This window comes from Massilia brevitalea (assembly GCF_030711405.1).
GTDB classification, from domain to species: Bacteria; Pseudomonadota; Gammaproteobacteria; order Burkholderiales; family Burkholderiaceae_D; genus Telluria; species Telluria brevitalea.
The window spans coordinates 43,239-65,544 of sequence record NZ_JAULSI010000034.1 but is presented as its reverse complement, the minus strand read 5'-3'; the positions used below and the strand labels follow the sequence as shown (position 1 = coordinate 65,544).

19 protein-coding genes are annotated in these 22,306 nt (G+C 62.6%); 15 read left to right on the top strand and 4 right to left on the bottom strand.

Going from position 1 to position 22,306, the window contains the following annotated elements; all coding sequences use genetic code 11:
* The 5 genes from QWL29_RS19840 to QWL29_RS19820 all read left to right on the top strand — a co-directional run.
* On the top strand, positions 1-329 hold a 329-nt coding region (locus QWL29_RS19840), incomplete at its 5' end, for a hypothetical protein (RefSeq protein WP_305824605.1).
* Positions 330-376: 47 nt separating this feature from the next.
* Positions 377-1,474 (top strand): hypothetical protein, encoded by a 1,098-nt coding sequence (locus QWL29_RS19835; RefSeq protein WP_305824604.1) that lies wholly within the window; start codon positions 377-379, stop codon positions 1,472-1,474.
* 241 nt (positions 1,475-1,715) lie between these two features.
* Positions 1,716-2,240, top strand: coding sequence for a hypothetical protein (locus QWL29_RS19830; protein WP_305824603.1), 525 nt, complete (start codon positions 1,716-1,718; stop codon positions 2,238-2,240).
* Positions 2,241-2,252: 12 nt separating this feature from the next.
* The gene (locus QWL29_RS19825; protein ID WP_305824602.1) at positions 2,253-2,744 is read left to right on the top strand and encodes a hypothetical protein; all 492 of its coding nucleotides are present in this window, start codon (positions 2,253-2,255) and stop codon (positions 2,742-2,744) included.
* A gap of 110 nt (positions 2,745-2,854) precedes the next feature.
* A complete protein-coding gene (locus QWL29_RS19820) occupies positions 2,855-3,181 on the top strand; it encodes a hypothetical protein (RefSeq protein WP_305824601.1) in 327 nt (108 codons plus the stop codon).
* A 30-nt stretch (positions 3,182-3,211) separates the two neighbouring features.
* On the opposite strand, the gene QWL29_RS19815 is transcribed toward QWL29_RS19820, so the two are convergent.
* The 3 genes from QWL29_RS19815 to QWL29_RS19805 all read right to left on the bottom strand — a co-directional run bounded on the left by QWL29_RS19815 (position 3,212) and on the right by QWL29_RS19805 (position 8,751).
* Positions 3,212-4,450 (bottom strand): CaiB/BaiF CoA transferase family protein, encoded by a 1,239-nt coding sequence (locus QWL29_RS19815; RefSeq protein WP_305824600.1) that lies wholly within the window; start codon positions 4,448-4,450, stop codon positions 3,212-3,214.
* Positions 4,451-4,496: 46 nt separating this feature from the next.
* Positions 4,497-6,272: a cation:proton antiporter domain-containing protein gene (locus tag QWL29_RS19810; RefSeq protein ID WP_305824599.1), complete on the bottom strand. Its 1,776-nt coding sequence runs from the start codon at positions 6,270-6,272 to the stop codon at positions 4,497-4,499.
* Positions 6,273-6,426: 154 nt separating this feature from the next.
* The gene (locus QWL29_RS19805) at positions 6,427-8,751 is read right to left on the bottom strand and encodes a family 1 glycosylhydrolase (protein WP_305824598.1); all 2,325 of its coding nucleotides are present in this window, start codon (positions 8,749-8,751) and stop codon (positions 6,427-6,429) included.
* 323 nt (positions 8,752-9,074) lie between these two features.
* Between QWL29_RS19805 and trpS the strand changes: the two genes are divergently transcribed.
* The gene (trpS, locus tag QWL29_RS19800; protein ID WP_305824597.1) at positions 9,075-10,115 is read left to right on the top strand and encodes a tryptophan--tRNA ligase; all 1,041 of its coding nucleotides are present in this window, start codon (positions 9,075-9,077) and stop codon (positions 10,113-10,115) included.
* Between the two features lie 177 nt (positions 10,116-10,292).
* Entirely contained in the window at positions 10,293-11,342 is a 1,050-nt protein-coding gene (locus QWL29_RS19795) for a serine endopeptidase (RefSeq protein WP_305824596.1), read from the top strand.
* 106 nt (positions 11,343-11,448) lie between these two features.
* On the opposite strand, the gene QWL29_RS19790 is transcribed toward QWL29_RS19795, so the two are convergent.
* The gene (locus QWL29_RS19790) at positions 11,449-11,895 is read right to left on the bottom strand and encodes a DUF3597 domain-containing protein (RefSeq protein WP_305824606.1); all 447 of its coding nucleotides are present in this window, start codon (positions 11,893-11,895) and stop codon (positions 11,449-11,451) included.
* Positions 11,896-12,564: 669 nt separating this feature from the next.
* Between QWL29_RS19790 and QWL29_RS19785 the strand changes: the two genes are divergently transcribed.
* The 8 genes from QWL29_RS19785 to QWL29_RS19750 all read left to right on the top strand — a co-directional run bounded on the left by QWL29_RS19785 (position 12,565) and on the right by QWL29_RS19750 (position 22,280).
* Positions 12,565-12,906 (top strand): DUF1294 domain-containing protein, encoded by a 342-nt coding sequence (locus QWL29_RS19785; RefSeq protein WP_305824595.1) that lies wholly within the window; start codon positions 12,565-12,567, stop codon positions 12,904-12,906.
* Positions 12,903-13,670: a glycerophosphodiester phosphodiesterase gene (gene ugpQ, locus QWL29_RS19780; RefSeq protein WP_305824594.1), complete on the top strand. Its 768-nt coding sequence runs from the start codon at positions 12,903-12,905 to the stop codon at positions 13,668-13,670. The genes QWL29_RS19785 and ugpQ overlap by 4 nt, the downstream gene beginning before the upstream one ends.
* A gap of 509 nt (positions 13,671-14,179) precedes the next feature.
* A complete protein-coding gene (gene alaS / locus QWL29_RS19775) occupies positions 14,180-16,789 on the top strand; it encodes an alanine--tRNA ligase (RefSeq protein ID WP_305824593.1) in 2,610 nt (869 codons plus the stop codon).
* A 164-nt stretch (positions 16,790-16,953) separates the two neighbouring features.
* On the top strand, positions 16,954-17,961 hold the full coding sequence (locus QWL29_RS19770; RefSeq protein WP_305824592.1) for an OmpA family protein: 1,008 nt from the start codon (positions 16,954-16,956) through the stop codon (positions 17,959-17,961).
* Between the two features lie 228 nt (positions 17,962-18,189).
* The gene (locus QWL29_RS19765) at positions 18,190-18,417 is read left to right on the top strand and encodes a sulfurtransferase TusA family protein (RefSeq protein WP_231059000.1); all 228 of its coding nucleotides are present in this window, start codon (positions 18,190-18,192) and stop codon (positions 18,415-18,417) included.
* A gap of 208 nt (positions 18,418-18,625) precedes the next feature.
* Entirely contained in the window at positions 18,626-19,375 is a 750-nt protein-coding gene (locus QWL29_RS19760; RefSeq protein WP_305824591.1) for an electron transfer flavoprotein subunit beta/FixA family protein, read from the top strand.
* Positions 19,376-19,389: 14 nt separating this feature from the next.
* Positions 19,390-20,322, top strand: a complete 933-nt coding sequence (locus QWL29_RS19755) for an electron transfer flavoprotein subunit alpha/FixB family protein (RefSeq protein ID WP_305824590.1) — start codon at positions 19,390-19,392, stop codon at positions 20,320-20,322.
* A 155-nt stretch (positions 20,323-20,477) separates the two neighbouring features.
* Positions 20,478-22,280 (top strand): acyl-CoA dehydrogenase, encoded by a 1,803-nt coding sequence (locus QWL29_RS19750; protein ID WP_305824589.1) that lies wholly within the window; start codon positions 20,478-20,480, stop codon positions 22,278-22,280.
* Positions 22,281-22,306: the final 26 nt, after the last annotated feature.

Sequence of the window (22,306 nt, the reverse complement as noted above, 5' to 3'; positions counted from 1 at the left end):
AGAATTATTCGTTAAACGCGTTTACGATCAAACGGGACTTGACATTTAATGTCGCGCGAACCGATCCGCGGAATGATGTGATGCGCTTCTATAAACTTAAGGGTGGGAAGAAAAATATTTTACAAGGTGCGATCTCGCAAGCAGAGTTTAACAAGTTGACTCAAGCTCAAAAAAGCCAATACGTATCAATACGCGAATCGATAACTCATCCAAATATTAGCGGGCCTTTTGAAACCGGTTGGGGGTATACCGACTTCGAAGGAGCAGGAATTTCGACGAAAATTGGCCTCCCAGCATTGCCTGGACAAACGACTATTCTGCACGACTAAATGACTGCTATGATCCATTCAAATTCGATAAATTATTCAGGAAAAACATGATACTTACTCTGTGGCAAAAAAAGCAAGCCGCGCTCTTATATTATTTTTCGTCGCTTTCGTATTTGCAAGGTTTGAAGGATCGGGTGATAGCGCTTCGAGTGTTTTCAGAAGGGCTTCTCGATACAAATCAAAGCAAGGGCCGAGATAGAATTCTCAAAAGCAAAAGATGGGGCAGTCGTAACACTGGTGAGAATTGGGAGAACAATGCTTGGCCATTTCTTGGTGATCTTCAGCGTTCAATCGCACAAAGCATTGCGGATCATAGGTCAAATATATATCGCGTAACTGGAGCATATCAGTGTGCCCGTGGCATGGCAGAGTTTTCGATGCAATGGACAGACCCTGAAGAACAAGATCAGTTCGATCGTATGTTCAAGGAGTTATATGACTATGCACAAAACATCGATGACACGATGGATCGGGCAGTGCTTTCAACTCGGTGGAGTGATTTCGATCTGACTCTCGCATGGCAAAGCTATCAAGTCAATTTTCCTGTTCTGCCGAAATTCGAGGCCATGCCTAAGATAGTTTGTGAGAGCAATGAGCTACCTCCGAAGACCGGGGTGTATGTGTCAATAGACGATCCATATGCAAGTTTACAATTTGCTTGGAATGGAGATGCAAGAGGAAAAGTGTTGGCCGGTACGACATTCAACAACCTGGGCAGGGCGGCTCTTACGAGCGTAGGTCGGGCTAAGTTATGGACTGATGGAGAAGCGATGCTCCGCTTTGTTCTTGACAATTTATCCAGCCCGGACTTGAGACAAGATAGCTTCTTTGAGGAGTCGCAGACGCCCGAACTGGCACCGAGTCTAGTTGCTCGCAATGCCTTCAAACCAAATCCATCACGCTGGTGCTTTGTCGAACTTATCAAGGATGAGTTCGAAGAAATTACAGCTGAAGCGCATGTCGAGCCGACTGAATTTCTGCGGTTTGATGCAGGTGCATACTGTTCACAGGCTGGATTCTATTTTTCTCCAGCGGCAGGAAATTCGCGCCGCTACTATCGGATAGGAGAACAGTTCGACAATTTGCATTCGGATTATGGAAACACTATATGGCAATGGGATGTTGATCAGGCCAAAAAACCATGATAAAAAGATGTTGAGCGACGTGATTGTTTGAGTCAAAGTATATTGGAAAGTGCACATCAAAGTTGAAAGAATATCATTCCTCGACGATATCTTGCTTTGATAAATGAGTCGGTCCTTACGCCCCGTTCAATGTTTACAAATTCGTCTCGGAAGTGTTGCTAGCATGCCAAGTTCGATAATGCGGTGCGCTGCATTCTTGTTCAAACCCTGTAATGAAAGCACCATAAACAAGCGAGTAATCATGTCTACCTTCTTACGTCGGAGCTTTAATCCATGCGCAATAGTCCTTCTCATCGGCGCAACGCTGAGCATTAGCGTTACGGCAGCAAACAAATATCCTTCACTGAACATGCGCGGCTCGACTTATCCAAACGCCTGCTCTAAACCTGAACAACAAGTGCTGCGTCAGGCCATATTGAAGGCAAAAGTACAAAAGTTGCCAGCGGTTTGGAGAGCGGTACAGGCACTGCTGTGCGCACCACGGACGGGTCCTGAACGCGCCTACCTTGGCAGCATGTTCGCAAAGAAGATAAAACAAAAACTGGAAGATACTGGCAGTGAGCCCTCATATGATGTGGTTGCTCGAACCGATGAGCTGATCGACGGTACGATGGCTGCTGGGGAAGCGTGGGATGCCAATCTTGATATCGAAGTGGACAGGATAAGGCTTCAGTATTTTCCAAATGAAGCGTGTGTCAGAAGTGTGACGTTGTCATATCGCCAGACCAAGTGGGTGATCGACGAGATCGATGAAGCTTGCGATTAAGGCCGTCGCGTAATGACCTTGCCGTCTCGTCTCCATCAGTTAGCGCCGTGGTTGATCTTGCTGTCACTCAGCGCCTGCGATGCCAGTAGCGGCGCACGCTCTTCCACCGACCAGGCTGAACTGGCACGCCTGGTCAAGCTTGACCTGCCCATCAATACGGTACGCTGGGAAGTATTCGGTACACCGGAATATTCAGGCGGCGTCCCCGGGCCAACCGACTACGTCACGCTGATTGCAGAGATTGCGCCCGCTATTCCAGTTGCTCCGGCCAACACTGCAGAAACCGCATGGATCACACCAGGTTCCGCACGCCCCTGGTTATCTCCCAATGTCAAAACACTGTTCACGCAACACAGCAATTCGCAACCGGTCATATCCCATCTTGGCAACTGCGCCCCTCTACAAGCCGCGCTCAGAAAATCGGGCGAGAAAGTGCAGGGCTTTCTCTGCAGTGGCAAAGCCAGTTCCATAGTCTATTTGACGCTGTACAGCTCATCCGAATAAGCGCGCTGCCATGACCAAATCGACGCTTTCACCCGGGTAACGTGCGCAATTAACGCAAGCATTTTCCGCCAGCGCTAAAATCGGCTGCTCTCTTTAAAACGGAGGTCATCATGTTGCAAGCAAACGAAATCCAGCAACGCTACAGCCATTTGCAGCAAACCATCGGCGAAGCCGAGCAGGCCTGCCGCTCGTCGCAGGATACGCCGCGCGAAATGCGCGACTGTATCGAGAAAATCTCGCGTGAAGTGAAACAGGCGCGCGATGTGATGCAGTCGAATGACGAGGCGAAAATCGTCCAGTGCGTCGACAGCCTGGAAGACATGGGCGATGAAGCGAAACGCATCAGTCGTTCGATGCCGCAAATGCCGGCGCACCTGGAAGCGATGGTCACCCGGGTGCACGCCGAGCTGTCCGACTTCAAGCACAAGCTGCACTAACCCGTAACAAGCGCCGCAGGAAAAGGAGGGCTACACGACGCCTTTTTCACGCAGCGCCCCGATCTCGCCGCCGTTCTTGCCCAGCACATCGCGCAGCACTTCCTCGGTGTGCTCGCCCAGAAGCGGCGGCGCCTTGTGGCTGGTTGCCGGCGTAGCCGACATCTTCATCGGGCTGCGCACCAAGGTGACCTTGCCGGCCGCCGGGTGCGGCAAGTCGATCGCCATCCCGCGCGCCTGCACCTGCTCGTTCGCGAACACTTCGCCCACGTCGTTGATCGGACCGCAGGGAACGCCCACTTCCTCGAGCATCGCGATCCATTCGTCGCGTCCGCGCGTGGCCGCCATCTCGGCCAGCAGCGGCACCAGCACGTCGCGGTGCTGCACGCGCAGCGGGTTGGTGGCGAAGCGCGGGTCCGTCGCCAGTTCCGGGCGGCCGCCGGCCTCGACGAACTTGCGGTACTGGCCATCGTTACCGGCGGCGACGATCATGTGGCCGTCGGCGCAGGCAAAGGTCTGGTAGGGCACGATGTTCGCGTGCGCATTGCCCCAGCGTTTTGGCGCCTTGCCGCTGGTGAGGTAGTTGCTGCCGACGTTCGCCAGCATCGCCACCTGCGTGTCGAGCAAGGCCATGTCGATGTACTGGCCTTCGCCGCTGCGGTCGCGATGGGTCAGCGCCGCGAGAACGGCGATGGTCGCGTACATGCCGGTCATCAGGTCGGTCAGCGCGACGCCGGCCTTTTGCGGACCGCCGCCGGGCAGGTCGTCGCGTTCGCCGGTGACCGACATCAGGCCGCCCATGCCCTGGATCAGGAAGTCGTAGCCGGCGCGGTGCGCATACGGGCCGTCCTGGCCAAAGCCGGTGATCGAGCAATAGACCAGGTCGGGCTTGATCGCCTTCAGCGAGTCGTAGTCGAGGCCATAGCGTTTCAGGTGGCCGACCTTGAAGTTTTCGAGCACCACGTCGGAATGGCGCGCCAGTTCGCGGATCAGCGCCTGGCCCTCGCTGCTCGCGATATCGACCGTCACCGAGCGCTTGCCGCGGTTTGCCGACAGGTAGTAGGCGGCCTCGCTCGTGTTGTTGCCGTCCGCGTCCTGTGCATACGGCGGACCCCAGGCGCGGGTATCGTCGCCGCTGCCGGGACGTTCGATCTTGATGACGTCGGCGCCGAGATCGGCCAGGTTCTGTGCGCACCAGGGGCCGGCGAGCACGCGCGAGAGGTCGAGCACGCGGATGTGGCCGAGCGCCGTCGAAGTTCCGGTTTCAGGCATGGTTTTTTTACCAAGGTAAGTGGAGCGCCGATTATAGCGGCACGGTTCAGGTGCGCGTGCTGCCGGCTTCGCGCAGGCCGGCATCGTTCAACTGCTCCGCGAAGAGGTCGCGCTCGCGGTCGACGATGTCGTCGACAATGCGTTCGTCCAGCCCCATCGCTTCGAGCACGAACGCCGACAATTGCAGGCTCGCTTCCAGCGTCTCCGGCACCACCACGGTGGCGCCGGCCAGGCGCAGGGCGCGCGCGTGCTTTTCGTCGCGCGAGCGCACGAACAGCGGCACGTGCGGGAAGTCGCGGCGGATGCCGCGCACCGCCTGCAGGGCCGATGCCGGATGGTCCATGGTCAGGACGATGGCCGGCGCTTCGTCGGCATGCACGCGGCGCAGCAGCTCGCAGCGCGCGGCATTGCCGAAGTAGACCGGCACGCCTTGCGCGTGCAGCGTGGATACCATCTTCGCGTTGTTTTCGAAAGCGATGAAGGCTATGCGCTGGGCGCCGAGCAGCTTGCCCAGCTGCTGGCCGACGCGGCCGTAGCCGGCGATGATGATGCGTCCGCGCGCTGCGGCCAGCGCCGCGTCGTCGACCTCGGCCAGCTGCGCGCGTTCGCCGCGTTCGGTGCGCTCGCCGATGGCGCGGCCCAGGCGCGCCAGGGGCGGCGTGATGAACATCGACAGGCCGACCGCCAGCATCACGCGCGCACCGAGTTCCGGCTCCAGCAGCCGCGTCGAGATGGCGTAGCCGATGACGATGAAGGCGAACTCGCCGCCCTGGCCAAGCAGCAGGCCACCCTCGACGGCGCGCGGCCAGGGCAAGCGGCCGATGCGGAAGATGACGGCGATCACGCCTGCCTTGATCAGCACCAGGCCGGCGACAAAGACCGCCAGCCACAGCGGCGCGGCGACGATGTGGCGGGTGTCCATCTGCATGCCGACGGTCATGAAGAACAGGCCCATGAGCAGGCCCTTGAAAGGCTCGACCATCAGCTCGACTTCGTGCTTGAACTCGGTCTCGGCGAGCAGCAGGCCGGCGATCAGGGCGCCGAGCGCCATCGACAAGCCGGCGGCGGCCGACAGCCCGGCGATGCCGAAGGTGCTCAATAAAATCAGCGCCATGAAGACGTCGGGCTGGCGCTGGCGCGCAAAGGCCCTGAACAGCGGGTGGATCACGCGCCCGCCGACCAGGTAGATGAGGGCGATGGCGCCGCCGGCCTTTGCCATCGTGACCACGGCCAGCATGGCGGCGCCGTCGCCGCTGCCTTTGGCGAGGGCGCCGATCAGGATCAGGATCGGCACCACGGCCAGGTCCTGCAGCATCAGCACGGCAAAGGCGGCCTGGCCCAGGCGCGTGCCGGTGCTTCCCTGCTCGCTCATCAGCTGCATGACGACGGCGGTGGAGGAGAGCGAGAGCACCAGGCCGAGGATGATGGCGGTGGGGACGGCTGCGCCGAGCAGGAAGACGACGGCGGCGCCGATGATGGCGGCGCTGGCCAGCACCTGGGCGCTGCCGGCGCCGAACACCCAGCGCCGCAGCGCCCACAGGCGCGCAGCCGAGAGTTCGAGGCCGATCATGAACATCAGGAACAGCACGCCGATTTCGGCCAGCATCGACACGCCGGGGCCGCTGGGGAAGGTGAGCCAGGACAGCCAGGGGACGTGGCTTGCCGCCAGGCCCAGGCCAAAGGGGCCGACCAGGGTACCGACCGCCAGGAAGCCGAGCACCTGGTTGATGCGCAGGCGCTGCAGCGTCGGGATCAGGATGCCGGCGAGGATCAGGAACAGCAGGATTTCGCGCAGGAAGGGGAAGGCGTGTTGCTCGTGCACGGGTGGGGGCCTTTGCGGTTGGTGGCTGGCATTGGCATTTTATAACGGCGGGTTTTTGGGACGTGTGAAACCCGATGGTGGGATCGATGATTGGGGCGTTGAATGACGTAGGGTGGGCGCCCTGTGCCCACCCTACGAACGCAAACGAATCGTCCTAGAAGCTCTTCGCCTGGAAGGCTTCGGCCGGCGTTTCCTCCTGCTGGCGATGGCCGCTGGCCAGCGGCTGGCGCGATTCGGCGGTCCTCACCAGTTCCTCGTACTCCGGATCGTCGGTGCCGCGCAGTTCGATGAAGCGGTCCAGCGCGTTTTCCAGCTTCGGCAGCAGCATCGCACGCTCGCTGTGCAGCACGCTGTAGGCCGGGCGCGGGGCCGGCATGCCCAGCTCCGACGCGGCACGCGCTTCGAGGCGCGAGGCATCGATGCCGGCCTTGTCCGCCGCCATCTTCGCCAGTTCATGCCACGTTACCGAGCCGGTGTTGTTCAGGTGCCAGATGCCGCATTCGCGGTCGACGGCGAGATCCAGGCAGGTATGCACCAGGTCCGGCACATAGGTCGGCGACACGGTCATGTCGCTCGCGGCGGTGAACGACTCGCCGCGCTCCAGCGCCGCCAGGGCCTGGGTGACGAAGTTGTGCCGGTCCCAGGGCCCGAAGAAGGCGCTGGTGCGCACCACCAGGGCGCCCGGGTGCTTGCCCAGCACCGCCGTCTCGGCCTCGGCCTTGCTGCGGCCATAGGCATTCAACGGCGTCACCGGATCGCTTTCGACATACGGACTGTTCTTCGCACCGTCGAACACCAGGTCGCTCGAGAAGGTGGTCAGGTGCGCGCCATGGCGGGCGCAGGCTTCGGCCAGGATCGCGGCGCCCAGCGTGTTGTCGCGGAAGCAGCGTTCCAGGTCGCCTTCGGCATCGTCCACGCGCACGTAGCCGCAGGTGTTGATCACGGCCCAGGGCTTGTGCAGGGCCAGCGCACGCTCGACCGAAGCCGGGTCGGCGATGTCCATGTCGTGGCGCGACAGCAGCTTGTAGTGCAGGTGGCGCTTCTGGCAGATGCGGGCAAAGGCGCGGCCGAGCGTGCCGCTGGCGCCGAGGATCAGGATCGGCGCTGCGCTTGTACCGACCAGGCTGTGGCCGTCGGCCGAGATCGAGGTGAGGGCGGCAGGGGTGGCCACCGGCGTGCACAGCCAGCGGTTCGGGCGGCGCCACCAGCCCTGGCCGCGCAGCACCGGGTGCGACAGCGGCTTGCCGTCAGCCAGTTCGCGCATCATCGCTGCCAGCGCGGTCGGGCGCGGCATCGGCGAGCGCACGTCGAAGGGGCCCGGTTCGTAGTAGCCGCAGTTCTGCGTGACCAGGCTGTTCCAGTCGAACGAGCCGAGCAGCGACCAGACGGTGACGGCGCGGAGGTCGACGCCGTTGTCGCGCGCCGTGTTGGCGGCCTGCCAGATTTCCAGCAGCCAGCGCAATTGATCTTCGCGATTGGCGTCGATGTGGGCTTCGGTAATCGCAATTTGCAGGTGGTAGCGGTCCCAGACTTCCTGCAGCAGCGGGCCGATGCCGGCAGTCGGCGTGGCCAGCGCGCGCGAAGCTTCGATGTCGGCGCAGGGGATGCCGTCGGCCACGCCGCGGTGGTGTTCCGGATAGCGTTCCGGACGGTGATCGAGCCAGCGCTCGCTGGTGACGTAGTAATTCACGCCGATGACGTCCGGCGGGCAGGGATTGTCGCGGAACCAGAGGAACTCGGATGCATCGATGCCGGTCTTGGTGAGGTAGCTCCAAAGCTTGTGCTCGGGGCCAATCATGCCGCACAGCAGGTCCCAGGCCAGCCAGCGGCGCTCGTTGTAGAAGTCGGCCACTTGCGCCAGTTCGGGCGTGCTGTAGGTCTTGCCGAGGTCGTCGGTTTGCACCAGCTTGGCGTTCGGATTGACCTTGCGGATTTCGCGCATGCACAGCACCACGGCGCGGCACTGGATGAGCAGGGCTTCGATGAAGCTGCGGTCGTCCCGGGCGTGCGGGTACCAGACGCCGTACAGGCCGGCGAAGCGGGCGGTGGTGCAGGGCTCGTTGACCGGGGTGTAGTACTCGAGCCAGGGGTAGCGTGCGGCCACGGCGCCGGCGTACTCGGCCAGGCGTTCCGGGAAGGCCGGGTCCATCAGGCTGGTGTCGCGCGGGCCGCTGCCGTGGTGGATCAGGCCGGCGATCGGGGTGACGCCGGCCTCGCGCAGGGCGGGCAGGCGTTCGTCGGGCCAGGACCAGTCGGCCTTGGCGATGCCCTCGGGGGCGGTGCGCTCCCAGAGGATGGGGTAACGGATGGCGCGGATGCCGAGCGAGGCAAAGCGGCCGATGTCGCAGGCGCGCAATGCGTGGCCATTGCGGTCGAGCTGGCTGAAGTAGTCGTCGCGGACGCGGTTGACGGTGCATTCGAGGCCGCCCCAGAGTTCTAATGGACGGGATTGGCTGTTCAGGCTCGTATTGGTATTCATAAATCACCACTCTTTATATTTTTGACAACAACGAAATTTTTAGATGGCAGCCGGAAGCAAAAAGTTCGCTCAGTCCGGTGCGGTTCGCCGGGTCCCCCTGTCCCGGTCAATGATGCCGATGGCGTAACGCGCGGTTGACAGCGCGTCGCCAACCTGCAACCATGCCATCCATGAATTTTTTGAAACCACATCGTTCGCTCTGCACCTGGTGGCGCCGCTGACAGCGCGCGGCCCAGAGATGATGTGACTCGATGAACGCCGCCTCGATTCAGGTGGCGTTTTTCGTTTAGCGCGGCAGGATCGGGGCACAACAAGGAAACCCGATGAGCCAGCAACACACCCCAGCTTCAACCCAGCATCCAGCGCCAGCGCCCGTCATCCTGACCGGCGACCGGCCGACCGGCCCCTTGCACCTCGGCCACTTCGTGGGCAGCCTGCGCAACCGCGTGGCCTACCAGGACCAGTACCGCCAGTTCGTCATGCTCGCCGACGCCCAGGCGCTCACCGACAACATGGACGACACGAACAAGGTGCACCGTAACGTTGTCGAAGTCGCGCTTGATTACCTGGCAGTCGGTATCGACCCGTCGCGCTCGACGATCTTCATCCAGTCCCAGGTTCCGGAACTGGCCGAGTTGACATTTTATTATTTGAACCTGGTGACTGTCGCACGCTTGGAGCGTAACCCGACTGTCAAGACGGAGATTGCGCTGCGCGGCTTCGAGCGCGACATTCCTGCCGGCTTTCTGACCTACCCGGCCAGCCAGGCCTCCGACATCAGCGCCTTCAAGGCCACCCTGGTGCCGGTGGGCGAAGACCAGATCCCGATGATCGAGCAGTGCAACGAGATCGTGCGCCGCTTCAACCGCATCGCGAACCGCGACATCCTGGTCGAGTGCAAGGCCCTGGTGCCGGAAATCGGCCGCCTGCCCGGCATCGACGGCAAGGCCAAGATGAGCAAGTCGCTCGGCAACACCATCAACCTGGGCGACAGCGCCGACGCGATCCGCGCCGCCGTCAAGCAGGTCTATACCGACCCGCTGCACCTGAAGGTCGCGGACCCGGGCCACCTGGAAGGTAATGTCGCCTTCCTCTACCTGGACGCCTTCGATCCGGAAAAGGAAGCTTTGGCCGAAATGAAAGCCCACTACACCCGTGGCGGCCTGGGCGACAGCGTGGTCAAGAAGCGCCTCGACGTGGTGCTGCAGGAAATGCTGGCGCCGATCCGCGCCCGCCGCGAAGAGTTTGCCCAGGACAAGGGGCAAGTGCTGCAGATGCTGAAGGAGGGCACGATGAAGGCGCGCGAAACCGCAGCGCAGACGATGGACGAAGTGCGCCGCGCGCTGGGCCTGTCTTACTTCTAATCTATTTCTGATGATGTTCAGGCGTACCCGGCCTGTCTGTGCCGGTGCGCCTTCCTCCACGCCGTTCGCCCGCTTTCCGATACCCCCGGTATCGCATTCCGCTCCTTCGTTCTGCCAGCTGGCTCTCCGCTTTGACATGTGACAAGCTGCGCTCCATCGTCAATCGAGGAGAACGTCATGTCGAAAGGGTTGCGCTTGACCGAGCGCTGGATGGGCCGCGCGCTGTGGCTGGTTGCCTTCATTTTCGCCGCCTTCCTGATCGGCCTGGGCGGCAAGATCGTCGAGAACTTGTGGGACGTCGAGGCGCCCCTCACGGTCGAGCAGTTCATGGACCCGCAGCGTCTCGCCGCGCTGCAGTCCCAGCGCGATGCGGCCGAACAGAAGCAGGCCGCCTCCCGCGCCGCACTCCAGCAGGCCGAGCAGCAGCACGAGGTGGCGCGCTCGAACACGGCCTCGGCCAGGGCCTCCTTCGATAACTGGCTGGCCACGCGCCGGGTCACGGCGCGGCCCGACCAGGACACCGAACTCATCAACCGTACGAAAGCCCTCGACACGCTGGAAGCCGGGGAGCGCAAGGCCCTCGGCGCCGTCGAGGCCCAGCGCCAGGCCATGCTCGACGCCACCCAGCAGGCCGAAAGCACGGAACGCAACTGGCAGGCGCTGGAGCGCCCGGCCGTGCAGGCGCACTACGAGGCGGCGCGTTCCAAGGAATTGCGCGTGTTCCTGTACCGGCTGGCATTGACCCTGCCGCTGCTGGTAATCGCCGGCTGGCTGTTCGCACACAAGAGGAAGAGCACTTACTGGCCGTTTGCCTGGGGCTTCATCTACTTTGCCCTGTTCGCCTTCTTCTTCGAGCTGGTGCCGTATTTGCCCAGCTATGGCGGCTATGTGCGCTACGTGGTGGGGATCGTGGTGACGGTGGTGGTAGGGCGCTACGCGATCGTCTCGCTGCAGCGCTATCTGGCGCGCCAGAAGGAAAGCGAAGCCTTGCCCGACGTGGCGCGGCGCCAGACCATGCGCTACGACCTGGTCCTGCAACGCCTGGCCAAGAGCGTGTGCCCGGGCTGCGAGCGCACGGTCGACCTGAAGGATACGAGCATCGATTACTGCCCGCACTGCGGCATCGGCCTGTTCGACCGCTGCGGCTGCTGCAATACGCGCAAGAACGCGTTTGCGCGGTTCTGCTTTTCGTGCGGAACCGCGGCGAACACGACGCTGGCGGATTGACGGCCCGCTGGCGGATCAACGCCCTGCGGCTGGCGAGGTGCCGGCCGCAGGGCGCTGCTGACTACATATTAATTACTTACCGCTTACTGCTTATCTCTTCAGGCGCTTAGTCCTGCAGGTCGGCCGGCACCTTGCCGCCGTTTTCTGCCAGCTTCTTCATGACCTGCTTGTGCAGCCAGATGTTCATCGAGGCCGAATCGCCCGTGTCGCCGCTGTAGTGCAGTTCGGCGGCCAGTTCCTTGCGCGCAGCCAGGCTGGAGTCGAGGTCGAGCAGCTTCATCAGGTCGACGATCGAGGTGCGCCAGTTCAGCTGCTGGCCCGAGGCCTTGAGCTTGGCGTTCAGGATTTCTTCCACGTCCACCTGCTGGTTCAGGGTAGAGGCAGGCGCGGCGGCGGCCGGTGCGGTGGGCGCCGGGTTCGGTGCGGCCTGGCCGGCTGGCTGGGCTGGTGCGGCCGGAGCTGGGGCGGCGGCTGGCGCGTTTTGCTGTTGCGCCGGCGCTGGAGCCGACTTCTGCGGGAAGATTTTATGGAAGATATTGCTCAGGATGCCCACATTGTTCTCCTTTTCGGGGGTGGAAGTTGAATTGCGGCGCTGGATGCCCTGCGCCATGGCGCCGAGTGCAACGGCCAGCGCGGTAGCGCCGATCGCCTTGACCGCGGTCGGGTGTTCGGCGTAGAACTCGCCCATGCGGTCGAGGATGCCCGGGTTTTCCTTCTGCGCCTGTTCGGCGATGTCCTTGATCTGCTGCTCGGAGACTTGCGAAGCCTGTTCCGGCGTCACTTTGCCACCGTTCCCACCAAAGAGCCCGCCGAGTTTACCCAGCAGCCCAGGGCCGGCGCCGGCAATCAGCTGGTTCAGCATGCCTGCGCGCTGGTCCGGATTGCTGTTGCCGAACATCTGGGCCAGCATCTGCGGGAAGGGTGGCGTCTGGTCGGAACGCAATGCCTGGGCCAAGCCCTGCGCGAGGGTGTCGCGCGGCGCCGCTTGCGCTGCGCGGTCGAAGTCGTCCGATGCCTGCGCGGTATTCGCGCCGCCGCCCAGGTATTGCCCGAGCAAATTCCCTAAATCAAAACCCATGTGTCCTCCTGCTTCATTGACGTTGAAAAGAGAGCGTAAGACGGTTGAGCACCGGTTTTCGGTACGCTGACGAACCTACAACAGACAAAAGCCGCCAGTTGCTGCCTGCTGGTAATTAATTGGCGCTCGCGCTAAGCTGGCCGCATGCCTTATCTGCCTCTCCTCCTGTTTGCCCTGCTGTATGCCGGCGCTACCCTGGCCTGGGACTTGCCGCCGCTGGTGGCGGGCGCCTATGCCGTAACCAGCCTGAGCTGCTTCGTTGCCTACGCTATCGACAAATCGGCGGCACGCAAGGGTGGCTGGCGCACGCCCGAGCGGACCCTGCTGCTGCTTGGCCTGGTGGGCGGCTGGCCGGGCGGGCTGCTGGCCCAGCAATGGCTGCGGCACAAGTCGGCGAAGCGCTCTTTCCGGACAATGTTCTGGGCGACGGTGGCGGCGAACGTGGCGGGCTTCCTTGTCTTGTCTTCGAGGATGGCCGCACCATGATGGTTCCCGTTTGGTCGTATCCGGTACGCGTGCTGGCCCACCGCGGCGGCGGCACGCTGGCGCCGGAGAACACCATGGCCGGGCTGCGCGAGGGCATGCGGCGCGGCTTTCGCGCCATCGAGTACGACATCATGCTGGCGCGCGATGGCATAGCGGTGGTCATGCACGACCCCTATCTCGGGCGCACGGTGGCCGGGGCGGGGAATGTGTTCGACTACGACGCGCTGGAGCTGGCGGCAATGGATGCCGGCAGCTGGTTCGCGCGTGCCCACGATGGCGAGCCGGTGCCGCTGTTCGTCGAGTTTGCGGGCTTTTGCAAGGCGCATGGCGTGTGGATGAACATGGAGATCAAGCCGGCGCCGGGATATGACATCGAGACCGGTGGGGCGGTGGCGCGGATTGCTGCCGGGATGTTTGCCGATGAGATTGCGGCGGGGCGGTGGGATGTGGTGCCTTTATTATCTTCGTTCAGCGAGCTGGCGCTGGAGGCGGCGCGCGAAGTGGCGCCCGAGGTGCCGCGCGCGCTGTTGATGAGCGAGTTGCCGCCGGATTGGGAGCGGCGGGTGCAGGCGCTGGGGGCGGTGGCGCTGCATGTGAATCACCGGCACTTGACGCGCGAGCTGGCGCTGGCGGTGAAGGGGGCGGGGTATGCGCTGTTTTGCTATACCGTCAACGAACCGGCGCGGGCGCGGGAGCTGCTGGGCTGGGGTGTGGATGCGTTCTGCACCGACCGCATTGACCTGATCGGACCGGATTTCATTTAACGCTGGCACCTGGACTGGATACTCGAATACGGGGGGGTAGGGTGGGCACTTGTGCCCACGCGGTCTCATCAAGTGATCATCGGCGCCGCTTGAAAACCACGTGCATACGCAAATGGGGCTGTTGCCTGGGCCGTTATCGGTATCTTCAATCCGCGTGGGCTCAAGAGCCCACCCTACGAGGTTGTGAAAAAATCGCCATGGCGGCGTTGCGNCGCTTGAAAACCACGTGCATACGCAAATGGGGCTGTTGCCTGGGCCGTTATCGGTATCTTCAATCCGCGTGGGCTCAAGAGCCCACCCTACGAGGTTGTGAAAAAATCGCCATGGCGGCGTTGCGTCGTCTCGCCGTACGCTCGTACTGTCTTCGACTCGGCGCCTTGCCCTGACAATTTTTTCACAACCTCTACCAGTGGCAAAACCCCGCCTTGCACGCCATGCAAATAAGTCACAACTGACTGATATAATCGTTTCTTTATATACCGTACTGCTCTCTTTCCGCATCCGCCAACATGAAATCTTCCGAAATTCGCGAAAAGTTCCTCAAGTTCTTTGAGTCCAAGGGCCATACGATCGTACGGTCCAGCCCGCTCGTGCCGGGCAACGATCCGACCATGTTGTTGACCAACAGCGGAATGGTGCAGTTCAAGGACGTCTTCCTCGGCCTCGATTCGCGCCCCTACAAGCGCGCCACCACCGTGCAGCGCTGCGTGCGCGCCGGCGGCAAGCACAACGACCTGGAAAACGTCGGCTACACCGCGCGTCACCACACCTTCTTCGAAATGCTGGGTAACTTCAGCTTCGGCGATTACTTCAAGCGCGACGCGATCAACTTTTGTTGGGAACTGCTGACAAAAGTTTACCAGCTGCCGGCGGAAAAACTGACCGTCACCGTCTACTTCGAGGACGACGAAGCCTACGACATCTGGGCCAACGAAATCGGTGTGCCGAAAGAGCGCATCATCCGCATCGGCGACAACAAGGGCGCGCGCTACGCCTCCGACAACTTCTGGCAGATGGCCGACACCGGCCCTTGCGGTCCGTGCACCGAAGTGTTCTACGACCACGGCGCCGATATCTGGGGCGGTCCTCCAGGCTCGCCGGAAGAAGACGGCGACCGCTTCATCGAGATCTGGAACCTGGTGTTCATGCAGTTCAACCGCGATGAATCCGGCGTCCTGACCCCGCTGCCGAAGCCGTCGATCGACACCGGCATGGGCATGGAGCGCCTGGCCGCGGTGCTGCAGCACGTGCACAGCAACTACGAGATCGATCTGTTCCAGAATTTGATCAAGGCCGCCGCCCGCGAAACCGGCGCCGCTGACCTGAACAACAACTCGCTGAAAGTGATCGCGGACCACATCCGCGCCGCGTCCTTCCTGATCGTCGACGGCATCATCCCGAGCAGCGAAGGCCACGGCTACGTCCTGCGCCGCATCATCCGCCGCGCGCTGCGCCACGGCCACAAGCTGGGCCAGACCCGTCCGTTCTTCTACAAGCTCGTCGCCGACCTCGACATCGAGATGGGTTCGGCCTATCCGGAACTGAGCGAAGCCAAGGAACGCGTGGCCCAGGTGCTGAAGGCCGAGGAAGAGCGTTTCGGCGAGACCCTGGAAAACGGCATGAAGATCCTGGAAGCCCAGCTGGCCAAGGATCCGGACAACCTGGACGGCGGCACCGCCTTCACCCTGTACGACACCTACGGTTTCCCGCTTGACCTGACCGCCGACATCTGCCGCGAACGCAATATCACGCTGGATGAAGCCGGCTTCACGGCCGCCATGGAGCAGCAGAAGAAAACCGCGCGCGCCGCCGGCAAGTTCAAGATGGCTGCCAAGGTGGAATATGCAGGCGACAAGACCAAGTTCGTCGGCTACGAGTCGCTGGTGCACAACACCCACGTGCTGGCGCTGTACTCCGAAGGCGTGTCGGTGCAGGAACTGAAGGAAGGCCAGGAAGGCATCGTCGTCCTCGACACCACCCCGTTCTACGCGGAATCGGGCGGCCAGGTCGGCGACCACGGCGTCGTTGCTTCGGCAGCCGGCCAGTTCGAAGTCGAAGACACCCTGAAGATCCAGGCCGACGTGTTCGGCCACCACGGCGTGCTGCGTAGCGGCTCGCTGAAGGTCGGCGACACCGTCGATGCACAAGTGGACCAGGGCAAGCGTGCGCGCACCATCCGCAACCACTCGGCGACCCACCTGATGCACAAGGCCTTGCGCGAAGTGCTGGGCGGCCACGTGCAGCAGAAGGGTTCGCTGGTCGATCCTGATAAAACCCGCTTCGACTTCAGCCACAACGCGCCAGTGACACAGGAACAGATCGCGCAAGTCGAGCAGATCGTCAACCGCGAGATCCTGGAAAACCACCCCACCCAAGCCCAGCACATGAGCTTTGACGACGCGGTGAAACATGGCGCCATGGCCCTGTTCGGCGAGAAGTACGGCGACGAAGTGCGCGTGCTGGACATCGGTTCCTCGAAAGAGCTGTGCGGCGGCGTCCACGTGACCCGTACCGGCGACATCGGCCTGTTCAAGATCGTGTCGGAAGGCGGCGTCGCTGCCGGCATCCGCCGTATCGAAGCGGTGACGGGCGAGGGCGCGCTGGCTTGGGTGCAGGCGACCAACGCCAGGCTGCTGGCTGCCGCCTCGGCCCTGAAGACCGGCCCGGACGAGCTGCCATCGCGCATCGCCCAGGTGCAGGATCAGGTCAAGGTGCTGGAAAAGGAAGTGGCGGCGCTGAAGTCGAAACTGGCCGCCGGCCAGGGCGACGAGCTGCTGAACCAGGCTGTCGACGTGAACGGCATCAAGGTGCTGGCAGCAACGATGGAAGGCGCCGACGTCGGCACCCTGCGCGAAGCCATGGACAGGCTGAAGGACAAGCTGGGCACCGCCGCCATCGTGCTGGCCTCGGTCGCCGATGGCAAGGTCAGCCTGATCGCGGGCGTGACCAAGGACGCCACCGGTAAAGTCAAGGCCGGCGAACTGGTCAACTTCGTCGCCCAGCAAGTGGGCGGCAAGGGCGGTGGCCGTCCGGACATGGCGCAAGCCGGCGGTACCGATCCGGCTGGACTTCCGCAGGCGCTGGCCGGTGTGGCCGGCTGGGTGGGCGAGCGCGCGTAAGCATTCATCCTCTCCAGGAAGCCTGCTCCAGGAACGCCGCGTCATGCGGCGTTTTTTTTGGCCCGTCCGCCACGCACGATTGCGTATGCAGGATGACTAGGCATTGCCGCCTGGTCATCTCATCCTTACAATCCCTTGGTTATTTGCTACTTCAAGGAATACGCATGCGACGCCATGGGCTTGCTGCACTGCTGCTGTTCGTGACTGCCTCCGGCGCGCCGGCCTGGGCCAGGGCGCCGGCCGGCGACACCGTCACGGGCGCACAGGACCACCCGCTGCTGTCGCGCTACGAAGGCGCGACGATGGTCGGCTACGAGGTCAAGGCTTTCGACGCAGCCATGTTGCCGGCCGGCAAACGTTACCACGACAAGGAGCGCCGTCCGGTGTTCGAGAAGTCGTTGACACTGGAAGGCAAGCTCACCCGGATTGCCTACAACTACCCGGCGGAACGCTCTCCGCTCGAGGTCATGCGCAACTACCAGGCTGCGCTGGACAAGGCCGGCATGAAGACCGTGTTCACCTGTGCCAAGGAAACCTGCGGCGACGATTTCGGCGAATACTGGCTCACCCAGCGCCTGGGCAACAAGTTTGTCAAGGGCAGGCATAACGAGTGGTCGCCGTTCAATTATGGCCGGCGCGACATGCGCTACCTGCTGGCCAGCGGTACGCGTCCGGATGGCTCGGCGGTGCACGTGGCCACGTATGTCGTCGCGCCGGTGAAGAACTTCAAGGGCGGCATCTATCTCGAGATCGTCGAGGGCAAGCCCATGGAAACCGGCAAGGTCGCCGCCAACCTGAACGCGGCCGAGATGGCCAAGGGCATCGCCGATGAAGGCAAGGTGGCGGTGTATGGCGTCTACTTCGACACCGGCAAGGCGGACGTGAAGCCGGATTCGCAGCCGGCGCTGGCCGAGATGGCCAAGATGCTGCAGCAGGACCCGAAGCTGAAAGTCTTCGTGGTCGGCCATACCGACAACCAGGGCGTGCTGGCCCAGAACCTGGCGCTGTCGCAGCAGCGCGCCGATGCCGTGGTCAAGGCCCTGGTCGCCGGCTACCAGGTCGACCCGAAACGCCTGTCGGCCAAGGGCGTGGCGGCGTATGCGCCGCTGGCCTCGAACCGGCGTGACGAGGGCCGCCAGAAGAACCGCCGCGTCGAGCTGGTCGAGCAATAGTCGAACAATAAGCAAGTTGGTTTGCACCGTCGCAGTGCTTATTGATGAGCACATGTTGCACAGCGGTGCAAGCGTTCTGGTCATTTTTACATTCTGGTTGTACCCCTGCAACAATGTGTGACTATTTTGGTGCGCTGCGTCATACTGCCCGAATTGGAGTAGTATGCGATTTCAGTACCACCACTTTGCAGGCGAGCGATGAGCGACCTCACTATCGACATTGATACCATGGAGTTCCAGAAAGACCTGGATGCGCGCGGACTGAACTGTCCCTTGCCCATCCTGAAAGCAAAGAAGGCGCTGGCCGAGATGGAGAGCGGCCAGGTGCTGCGCATCGTGGCCACCGACACCGGCTCCGTGCGTGACTTCCAGGCATTTGCTAAACAGACCGGCAACGCGCTGCTGGCCCACACCGTTGAAAACGGTGAGTTCACCTTCCTGATGCGCCGCAAGTAAGCGTTTGCTTGCACCTTCCGGCGGGGCAGTTCCTTGCCCCGTTCGTCTTCCGATCACGCCAATTTTTATTCGTTGAGCACGATTTCGAAGGTTCACTCTAGCCAAAAATCGCACGATCGTGCTTTAATCCGGTTTGGCGGCATTTTATCTCTTATAATCTAGGCCACTTTAGCCAAGTCTACCTCTTCAATTTTTCAAAGGCACACCTATGAAAGTCCTGGTACCCGTCAAACGCGTGGTCGACTATAACGTCAAGGTCCGCGTCAAGTCCGACGGCAGCGGCGTCGATATCGCCAACGTCAAAATGTCGATGAACCCGTTCGACGAGATCGCACTCGAAGAAGCGACCCGTTTGAAGGAAGCTGGCAAGGTCACCGAGGTGGTGGCCGTCTCGATCGGTGTGCCGCAGTGCCAGGAAACCCTGCGCACCGGCATGGCGATCGGCGCCGACCGCGGCATCCTGGTGGAAACCTCGGGCGAGACCGAGCCGCTGGCCGTGGCCAAGATCATGAAGGCGCTGGCCGACAAGGAGCAGCCGCAGCTGATCATCCTGGGCAAGCAGGCCATCGACGACGACTCGAACCAGACCGGCCAGATGCTGGCGGCCCTGCTGGGCTGGCCACAGGCGACCTTCGCCTCGAAAGTGGTGCTGGAAGACGGCAAGGTCACCGTGACCCGCGAAGTCGACGGCGGCCTGGAAACTGTTGCTTTGACGCTTCCTGCCATCGTCACCACCGACCTGCGCCTGAACGAGCCGCGCTACGTGACGCTGCCGAACATCATGAAGGCCAAGAAAAAGCCGCTGGAAACCGTCAAGCCGGAAGACCTGGGTGTTGACGTCGCACCGCGCCTGAAGACCCTGAAAGTCGTCGAGCCGGCCAAGCGCTCGGCCGGCGTGAAGGTGCCGGACGTCGCCACCCTCGTTGCCAAGCTGCGCAACGAAGCCAAAGTCATCTAAATATAGGACACATCATGGTCGCACTCGTAATTGCTGAACACGACAATGGCTCCCTGAAGGGCGCAACCCACCACACCGTGACCGCGGCTGCCCAGTGCGGCGGCGACGTGCACATCCTGGTCGCCGGCTCGAACTGCGGCGCCGCCGCCGAAGCCGCCGCGCAGATCGCCGGCGTGGCGAAAGTGCTGGTCGCCGACGCGGCCTACTTCGCCGACGGCCTGGCCGAAAACGTGGCCGAGCAGATCCTGGCGATTGCCGGCTCCTACTCGCACATCCTGGCTCCGGCTACCGCCTACGGCAAGAACATCCTGCCGCGCGTCGCCGCCAAGCTCGACGTGGCGCAAATCTCGGAAATCACCAAGGTCGATTCGCCCGACACCTTCGAGCGCCCGATCTACGCCGGTAACGCGATTGCCACCGTGCAGTCGACCGACAGCGTGAAAGTCATCACCGTGCGCGGCACCGGCTTCGACGCTGCTCCTGCCACCGGTGGTTCGGCTGCCGTGGAAACGATCGCAGCGGCTGCCGACTTCGGCAAGTCGAGCTTCGTGGGCCGCGAGCTGGCCAAATCGGACCGTCCGGAACTCACCGCAGCGAAAATCATCGTTTCCGGTGGCCGCGGCATGGGCTCGGGCGACAACTTCAAGCTGCTCGAGCCGCTGGCCGACAAGCTGGGCGCCGCCATGGGCGCCTCGCGCGCCGCCGTCGACGCCGGCTACGTGCCGAACGACTGGCAGGTTGGCCAGACCGGCAAGATCGTCGCGCCGTCGCTGTACATCGCCGTCGGCATCTCGGGCGCGATCCAGCACCTGGCCGGCATGAAGGACTCGAAGACCATCGTCGCCATCAACAAGGACCCGGAAGCGCCGATCTTCTCGGTGGCCGACTACGGCCTGGTGGGCGACCTGTTCGAAGTGATTCCGCAACTGGTTCAAGAGCTGGGTTAATTTGTGATGGTGGGTTCGAGAACCCACCCGACGGTGCTTGTAGGGTGGGTACTTGTACCCACCATTTGCGCGCACCGTTACGAACGAGATACACACAGGCCACGCTGCCCATCCGGCTGTCGTGGCCTGTTTTACATCCATTCTGAGGAGATATCGTGAGCTACCAAGCCCCGATCAAAGACATGCTGTTCGTCATGAACGAACTGGCCGGCCTGAACGTCGTGTCCCAGCTGCCTGGCTGCGAAGACGCGACCATCGACACCGTGGAAGCGGTGCTGGAAGAGAACGCGAAATTCTGCGGCGAAGTCATCGCCCCATTGAACCACCCGAGCGACAAGGAGCCGAGCTTCTGGCACGACGGCCAGGTGACCACCGCCGCCGGCTTCAAGGTCGCCTTCCAGGCCTTCGCCGAATCCGGCTGGCAGGGCGTGCAGCACCCGACCGAATTCGGCGGCCAGGGCCTGCCGAAGCTGGTATCGACGCCGTGCACCGAGATGCTGAACGCGGCCTCGATTTCGTTCGCCCTGGTGGCCCTGCTGTCGGACGGCGCCATCGAAGCACTCCTCACCGCTGGATCAAGCGAGCAAAAGGCGCGCTACCTCGAGCCGCTGGTCACCGGCAAATGGACCGGCACCATGAACCTGACCGAGCCGCAGGCCGGTTCGGACCTGGCCGCCGTGCGCACCCGCGCCGTGCCGCAGGACGACGGCACCTACAAAATCTTCGGCACCAAGATCTACATCACCTACGGTGAGCACGACATGGCCGAGAACATCATCCACCTGGTCCTGGCGCGCACGCCGGACGCGCCGCCGGGCGTGAAGGGGATCTCGCTGTTCATCGTGCCGAAGTTCATGATCAACGAAGACGGCACGCCCGGCGAGCGCAACGACGCCCACTGCGTGTCGATCGAGCACAAGCTGGGCATCAAGGCCAGCCCGACCGCCGTGCTGCAGTTCGGCGACAACGGCGGCGCCATCGGCACCCTGGTCGGCGAAGAAAACCGCGGCCTGGAATACATGTTCATCATGATGAACGCGGCCCGCTTCGGCGTCGGCCTGCAGGGCATCGGCCTGGCCGAGCGCGCCTACCAGCAGGCAGTGGCGTTCGCCAAGGAACGCGTGCAGTCGCGCGACCTCGCTGGCTCCGCCGGCCCGGTCGCCATCATCCACCACCCGGACGTGCGCCGCATGCTGATGTCGATGCGCGCCCAGACCGAGGCCGCGCGTGCGCTGGCCTACGTCGGCGCCGGCATTTCGGATGTGGCCCACTACCACGCCGACGACACCACGCGCCGCGCCAACCTGGCCGTCTACGAATACCTGGTCCCGATCATCAAGGGCTGGTCGACCGAAATGAGCGAGAACGTCGCGCGTGACGGCGTGCAGGTGCACGGCGGCATGGGCTTCATCGAGGAAACCGGCGCCGCGCAGCACTATCGCGACGCCAAGATCCTGACTATCTACGAAGGCACGACCGCGATCCAGGCCAATGACCTGGTCGGCCGCAAGACCGCACGTGACGGCGGCGCGGTGGCGAAGGCCATCATCGACCAGGTGCGCGAGACCGAGGCTGCGCTGGGCGAGCTGCAGGGCGGCGATTTTGCCGCAGATTTTGCTGCAATCAGTAAGCAGCTGGGCCTGGGTGCGGCGGCGCTGGAAGAGGTGGTCGACTTCGTGGTGGCCAACGTCAAGCCGAACATCAAGGGCGTGTTCGCCGGTTCCGTGCTCTACCTGAAGCTGGCCGGCATCGTGCTGGGCGGCTGGCAGATGGGGCGCGCAGCGCTGGTCGCGCAGAAGAAACTGGAAGCAGGCGAAGGCGATGCCGCTTTCTTGCGCGCCAAGATCGCCACGGCGCGCTTCTTTGCGGATCATATCCTGTCGGGTGCGCAGGGTCTGCGCAGCGCGATCGTCGAAGGCAGCGCCGGCGTGCTGGCGCTGGACATCGAGCAGTTCTGATCGCTCGCTTGCGATACGAAAGCGGC

Excerpts from the sequence above, each read along its gene's own strand:
- QWL29_RS19835 (WP_305824604.1), top strand. The coding sequence starts at position 377 with ATGATACTTACTCTGTGGCAAAAAAAGCAAGCCGCGCTCTTATATTAT.
- QWL29_RS19830 (WP_305824603.1), top strand. The coding sequence starts at position 1,716 with ATGTCTACCTTCTTACGTCGGAGCTTTAATCCATGCGCAATAGTCCTT.
- QWL29_RS19825 (WP_305824602.1), top strand. The coding sequence starts at position 2,253 with ATGACCTTGCCGTCTCGTCTCCATCAGTTAGCGCCGTGGTTGATCTTG.
- QWL29_RS19820 (WP_305824601.1), top strand. The coding sequence starts at position 2,855 with ATGTTGCAAGCAAACGAAATCCAGCAACGCTACAGCCATTTGCAGCAA.
- QWL29_RS19815 (WP_305824600.1), bottom strand. The coding sequence starts at position 4,450 with ATGCCTGAAACCGGAACTTCGACGGCGCTCGGCCACATCCGCGTGCTC.
- QWL29_RS19805 (WP_305824598.1), bottom strand. The coding sequence starts at position 8,751 with ATGAATACCAATACGAGCCTGAACAGCCAATCCCGTCCATTAGAACTC.
- trpS (WP_305824597.1), top strand. The coding sequence starts at position 9,075 with ATGAGCCAGCAACACACCCCAGCTTCAACCCAGCATCCAGCGCCAGCG.
- QWL29_RS19795 (WP_305824596.1), top strand. The coding sequence starts at position 10,293 with ATGTCGAAAGGGTTGCGCTTGACCGAGCGCTGGATGGGCCGCGCGCTG.
- QWL29_RS19785 (WP_305824595.1), top strand. The coding sequence starts at position 12,565 with ATGCCTTATCTGCCTCTCCTCCTGTTTGCCCTGCTGTATGCCGGCGCT.
- ugpQ (WP_305824594.1), top strand. The coding sequence starts at position 12,903 with ATGATGGTTCCCGTTTGGTCGTATCCGGTACGCGTGCTGGCCCACCGC.
- alaS (WP_305824593.1), top strand. The coding sequence starts at position 14,180 with ATGAAATCTTCCGAAATTCGCGAAAAGTTCCTCAAGTTCTTTGAGTCC.
- QWL29_RS19770 (WP_305824592.1), top strand. The coding sequence starts at position 16,954 with ATGCGACGCCATGGGCTTGCTGCACTGCTGCTGTTCGTGACTGCCTCC.
- QWL29_RS19765 (WP_231059000.1), top strand. The coding sequence starts at position 18,190 with ATGGAGTTCCAGAAAGACCTGGATGCGCGCGGACTGAACTGTCCCTTG.
- QWL29_RS19760 (WP_305824591.1), top strand. The coding sequence starts at position 18,626 with ATGAAAGTCCTGGTACCCGTCAAACGCGTGGTCGACTATAACGTCAAG.
- QWL29_RS19755 (WP_305824590.1), top strand. The coding sequence starts at position 19,390 with ATGGTCGCACTCGTAATTGCTGAACACGACAATGGCTCCCTGAAGGGC.